General features: G+C 51.1%; 3 protein-coding genes. All 3 read right to left on the reverse strand.

Translation table 11 applies throughout. From position 1 onward, the window contains the following. Nucleotides 1-506: type-F conjugative transfer system protein TraW (locus ACED60_RS25320; protein WP_371728712.1), on the reverse strand; the 506-nt coding region annotated here is incomplete at its 3' end. Then, the gene (gene traC, locus ACED60_RS25325) at nucleotides 457-3,006 is read right to left on the reverse strand and encodes a type IV secretion system protein TraC (protein WP_102428823.1); all 2,550 of its coding nucleotides are present in this window, start codon (nucleotides 3,004-3,006) and stop codon (nucleotides 457-459) included. The genes ACED60_RS25320 and traC, both read right to left, overlap by 50 nt. A 150-nt stretch (nucleotides 3,007-3,156) precedes the next feature. Next, nucleotides 3,157-3,552 (reverse strand): type IV conjugative transfer system lipoprotein TraV, encoded by a 396-nt coding sequence (traV, locus tag ACED60_RS25330; protein ID WP_016800093.1) that lies wholly within the window; start codon nucleotides 3,550-3,552, stop codon nucleotides 3,157-3,159. Nucleotides 3,553-3,655: the final 103 nt, after the last annotated feature.

Raw genomic sequence — 3,655 nt, forward strand, 5'->3', positions numbered from 1 at the left:
GCGAACCTTCGTTGCTGCGCGTCTCTGGCATCAAAAAAGACCAGCACCTTACTTAACTCAAATCGTGGTAGAACGTTTTGACCGTCGACCTTTGGCCAAGTGCGGGGTTCAAAGGGGTTCACTCTGGTGCCCGCTTTGGCAATCACGGCTCCTGTAGTGGGGGCGATAATGTCTTTAGGGAGGGTGATGCTTGGGTCAACGTAAAAGGTGCGGGGGTTGATCGTGGTGGTTAAGCCTGCAACGGGCGGTGGGTTTTCAAGGCTTTGCTTGGCGCGCTCCGTGAACTCGTTTTGCATGTCCGCTAATTGACCACTGGCCTCAAACCCTTTCAGTCTTTGGTCAATCCACTCCAGCATGTCAATCTCACCGATGGGGAAGATAGGGGCCACTTGGCCCAAGTTCTTTCCAGCGGCATTTGTCGTTGCCAGTCCAGCGACCAAAAGAAAAAGGGGGGATTTAAGCGCTCGCCCCAATGGCTTGATTAAAGGCGTCAATGTCTTTGCCATAAAAGTGCCTGGAGGTTTGCTCAATGGCGCGCTCCAGTGAGTGGCCTTGTTTATAAAGATTTTCACAATACTCAAACTCCTTAGGCTCGGTTGAGAACATGGCGCGTTTCACCGGAGAGGCGAAAAAGCGGTGATAGGTGACATGGCCACCCGCTTTGATGCGCGCACTGCTGTATCCCGCTTCGGCAGACGGAGCGAAACTTTTAATGAGGCGCTGCTCAAACGGTGAGAAGGCATCCGGGTTTTGGATCAGATACTCATCAAACCCTTCCCCTTGACGAAGAATGATGTGGATATCGGAGTTGTTGTAGCAGGCTTTGGCTTCCTCGTTGCTAAAGAAGTCTTCAATCCCTTGAGTCACTGTACAAAAAGCGCCGCCGAACTTACGGGCGGTGCGATAACCGGTGTTGATGAACTCCCTCGCTTGCTCGTTTGCCCCAGAGAGGAGGCTCCAGGCTTCTTCAATGATGCACAGCTTTGGGGTAGAGCGAGAGCCAGCCAGGTACATCTGCTGGTTAATCGACACCATCAACGCAAAAATCACGGGTCTGAGCACAGCAGGCGGAAACCCATCCAGCTCCAGCGTGGTGATTTCCACACTGGGGTCGAGCATGGAGGGCTTGTTGAACACATCTTTGTACATGCCGTCGGTGCAGAACTTTTTCAGTTGCACCGCAATGTCTTTGATGCGTCGGTCGCTTTCTTCTCCAGCAATCTCAATCAAGGCGTCTCTGACATCATCCACCAAGGCTTGATTACCTTTACGCTCCCATGCCGTCACTATCGCATCGCCTAAGACGCTTTGTTGAAACGCCGTCAGTGGGACGTAGGGTGACGCGATGGTGGCAAACAACGCCGTAATATTATCGAGCGCTTCCATCATGGGGTCGACCGGTCTACCGTCATCATCCACAAACTCAAACTCAGCACTTTGCATGGCGCCTAAATGCGTGAAGGGATTTAAGAAGATGTTGGCGTGCGTCATGTACGTCCCCCCAAGGCTGAGCGTCAATTTTTTATAGCTGGCCCCTTTATCGAGGATCCACACTTTACCGCCCATGGCGTAAACCGTTTCGGCAATCTCTTGAACCAGAAAGCTTTTCCCTGCGCCTGAGCCGCCAGTCAGTGCGATATTTTGGTTATCACTGCCACAGGTGAAAGGGTTAAAGAAAGAAATTTGCTGGCGCATCGTGGGCAGCAATACGCCGCCTTTTAACTGACAAAAATCCATAATGAGAGGGAAGAGGTTCACCAGATTAGAGCTTTTTAACGTGCGAACTCGGCCGGCTTTTTTACAATCGCCCCACAACCCTTCGCTCATCATAAAAGGCAACGTTGAAAGCAGCGCTTGCGGCTGATTCATTTTCAGGGGAATGATATCAAGGCCAGCATGGCTGAATGACTCCTTCGCCGCTTGGGTGTCTTTTTTCTGGTGGGTCTTATCGGTAAACAGGGAGACCGTGAGGACCATAGACGCAATGGTAAACTCTTTAGACAACAGACCTTTTTGTAGGGCTTTTCGCTCTTTGAGCTCATCTTCCGCTGTTGGAGCCAGCAGCGCCATTTGGCTGTTCACCGTCTTGGTTAAGTCTTTTATTTTATTATCGTTATCCGCATTTTGCTTACCGGTTGGCTCATTACGAAAGCTCAACGTGACGCGGTGAGGGCAAGTGATATTACGAGAAACGTTGCGAAGAGAAGAAAAGGCCTCAGGTAAGGCGTACAAGCGATAATCCCCAGGCAGACGAGAAAGTCCCAAATTGACCAGCCGTGTGCGCACCTCCTCCCCTTGGTCATTGGTATGACGGGTGGCGATATGGCCACGATGCGTTAACGCTTCGGTATCGGGAGAGAGGGCTTGCAGGTTCAAAGGCTCTAACGGGTTGTAGCCTTTTTCCTTTGGCCGGTCTTGTCGTTTATCAAAGTTTAAGATATCACTCACATCGGTCAGCAACATCTCAGGCGTGACGGGCAGTAAATCAAAACCAAGCTGCGCCAGTCCTGTCTCTAGAGTCATTCGCGCATCAAGCAGCTCTTGTGGGTCTTTTTCCGTGGTGGAGACAAAAAAGAACGCGTCGTAATCGCGCAAATCAAAGCGATTGTTTTTTTGTCGGTGTAAAAAACCGTGCTGCGCGGCGTAGTGGGCGTAAATGGCGTCATCGTTAGCCAGCTTCTGGCAGATACCGCCTCGCTGACTGAGTAGAGCTTGGTTTCCTTCGAGATAGTGCGCCACTCGGTTGTGACCAAACAGCTGCACTTGATAGTCCCATTTATCCCCTGCTGGCAAATCCCCCATGAGGTGGCTTAACGACTGAATTAAATCGTCGTTAGCGCCCCCAAGGACACTGATTTTAAAGCCAAAACCGCGAGAGTGGGGATTGTCGAACACCCGCTCAATGGGATCGTAATCTCGATACGGCAGTTCATGGTGAAGGTGGTTTTGGGCTTGCTTGGCCTCTTGAAATAAGGCGGATAAGCCACTGCGTGAGGAGGAAAACATGGGGGATCCCTTTTTCTATTTTAATGTTAGGGGGCGTGACACAATCTTGGACCGCTTGATGGATTCCCCCCTCATTGAGAGAAGGCTGAGACTGAATGTCGCGCGCCCATGATAAAAATGATGTTTAAGCTTCGTTTCTTTTTTTCCTAATCAATCTTTCCAAATCGCGCGCGCAGGGCGCCCAGACCAACGGCTATCGTCTAAGACAAAGTAAACATCCATCGTATCGATGTAGTGATTGTCTTTGTCGATGAAAGGGAAGACGGTGAGTTTTTTAACGTCTTCTTGGCTTCGCTCTGGCTCCCCCTCTCGATTGCGCCTTGGCAGTAAGGTAAAGGCGGAAGGTGGGGCGAGACGCGCTTGAGAAGAGACCGTGGCGTTACCACTGCCTCCGGTATAACCGTATACGTTGTCTCGAACTTCGTTCATGGTGACGCAACCTGAAACGCCGCCGACCTGATCGCAACTGTATTCGCTCTCAAAGCCCGCGCTACAACCGGTCAGACCTAAGAGTATCGATAGTGAAAACAAAGCGTGCCTATTCATGGTGATTCCTCACGCCCAAAGCCCACGCGGCTTAACCCTTGTTGGGTGATTTTTTGCGCTAATGGGTTGATGGGGGCGGTTTGAGTGGTTGGTGGAAAAGAGG

This window comes from Vibrio sp. 1F279, from assembly GCF_041439815.1.
Taxonomy (GTDB): Bacteria; Pseudomonadota; Gammaproteobacteria; order Enterobacterales; family Vibrionaceae; genus Vibrio; species Vibrio tasmaniensis_A.